Genomic DNA, 1811 nt, shown 5'->3' with positions numbered 1-1811 from the left:
GTGCGGTTCTTCAGTGAAAGTGTAGTGCTAAAAAGCCCCGCCTATCGCCAATCCGCAAACCGTTATAAGTAATAGGGCGGATGAAAGCTCGTTCGACAAAGAACATTTAACCAAACAGTGATGATTTTACGCCAATATAAACCTGAGGACAAAGAAAAGTGCGTTGAAATATTCCAAAGCAATTATCCTAAATTTTTCGACAAAAGCGAACTTAGCCTATTTATTGATTGGTTAGACCATCAAGTCGGTAACGGCTCGACATACCAAAGCCCGACATACACTAACTCTAAAAAAGATGCTTATTTTGTTATTGAACATCCAGAGATTGGAATTATTGGTTGCGGTGGGTTTTATATTGTAAAAGACAAAAATGAAGCTCGATTAGCTTGGGGAATGATTCATTCTAATTTTCATAAACAAGGATACGGAACAGCACTTTATAAATATCGTAATGAAATTATTAATAAGGAATGGCCAAATCATATTTTAGTGCTTGGGACAAGTCAACACACTTATTCATTTTATGAAAAAATGGGAATGACTATAACTACAAAGATAAAGGCAGGTTATGGTCCTGACCTTGATAGGTACGACATGACTCGATAATAAATAACGTGAGTTCGATATAACTATAGATTCAAATACATTTGTTTTGTGTCAACAAATTGCCATTTTAGCGATGGTTTTTTATCATTAAAATTATAAGAAATCAAAGCAGCAAATAAATTATTGAAGAAGTTTTTTGGACTTCGATGTCTAGAATGTTCGACTTGACAAATATTTTTAAGTTGATCAATTATTGTTTCAACGATTGCCCTTTTACGTATTAAAACAGCATCTACCAAAGGTGTCAAAATAGTTGATTTCATGTTTCTTTTCAGTTTAGTTATTAGTTGGATTCCCTGACCAAATAACTCATTAAATAACTGCTTTGAAATGTATCCTTTATCACCAAATAATTTGCCCCAAAGCTTGTGAATAAATGATTTTCGAGAAAGAGGTTTTCGGTCGTTAACATTACCTGGTGTAACTGCCATATCTACCAATTCTCCTTTGTCATTACAGATAATGTGAAGTTTAAATCCATAGAACCACCCTAACGAACATTGACCTCTTTGCGCAATATTTTTGAATGTTTTGTGTTGATAGATTCTTCTGTTAGAACACACTCTTAACGGAGTCGAATCAATAAAACTAATTCCCGTACAATCTCCCAAACCAAAACTTTTCAGATAGGCAAACAAGTGAAGCATACTGGCTGAACAAAGCTCAGTCATTCTATTATAACTAACTGTATTTGGAAACAAATCTCGCAAATGGATTTGAACATAGCCGAGATAAAATTCCTTAAAATTTTTAAATCCTGAATGGTGAAATGCTACCTCAATTGTCATCACTTCAGACATTGATAATTTGGAAGGTTTATTGCGGATTTTAGCTTTACCGATCAACTTTTTATTCAATTCAGGTTCAAAAATCTGACAGAAATCGTCAATAGATACAAATATTTCTATAATTTTATCCTTATTAATCATGGCGAATTGTTTTGTTAGTTATTTGATTTTCAACACATTAAATATACAAAACAATTCGCTTGATTAGAATAAATCTTCAGAATTTTATATCGAACTCACGTTAAATAAATAACAAAAGACAATGAACAAACAAGATGTAATAATCTGTGCCGCCCTACAACTTATAACAGCGTGTAAGCAATATTGCCTTGCCGCAGGCGCAACACAAGGTAACATCGCCTACACGGAAAACGTTATGTGCCATTTTACAGAGACACCCCAAACCAATAAAAATAA

The 1811-nt window shown here is 33.5% G+C and carries 2 protein-coding genes; one reads left to right on the top strand and one right to left on the bottom strand.

Annotated elements, in window-relative coordinates; translation table 11 throughout:
- Positions 1-120 precede the first annotated feature (120 nt).
- A complete protein-coding gene (locus tag CHX27_RS00200) occupies positions 121-606 on the top strand; it encodes a GNAT family N-acetyltransferase (RefSeq protein ID WP_094484784.1) in 486 nt (161 codons plus the stop codon).
- A gap of 23 nt (positions 607-629) precedes the next feature.
- Here CHX27_RS00200 and CHX27_RS00195 read toward each other — a convergent pair whose 3' ends face one another.
- The gene (locus CHX27_RS00195; protein ID WP_094484783.1) at positions 630-1535 is read right to left on the bottom strand and encodes an IS982 family transposase; all 906 of its coding nucleotides are present in this window, start codon (positions 1533-1535) and stop codon (positions 630-632) included.
- Positions 1536-1811: the final 276 nt, after the last annotated feature.

This window comes from Flavobacterium aurantiibacter (assembly GCF_002251775.1).
Classification (GTDB): Bacteria; Bacteroidota; Bacteroidia; order Flavobacteriales; family Flavobacteriaceae; genus Flavobacterium; species Flavobacterium aurantiibacter.
This window is presented reverse-complemented; position numbering and strand designations above follow the sequence as displayed.

What these genes read in the sequence shown, in the direction of transcription:
- CHX27_RS00200 (WP_094484784.1), top strand. Translation starts at nt 121, where the DNA reads ATGATTTTACGCCAATATAAACCTGAGGACAAAGAAAAGTGCGTTGAA.
- CHX27_RS00195 (WP_094484783.1), bottom strand. Translation starts at nt 1,535, where the DNA reads ATGATTAATAAGGATAAAATTATAGAAATATTTGTATCTATTGACGAT.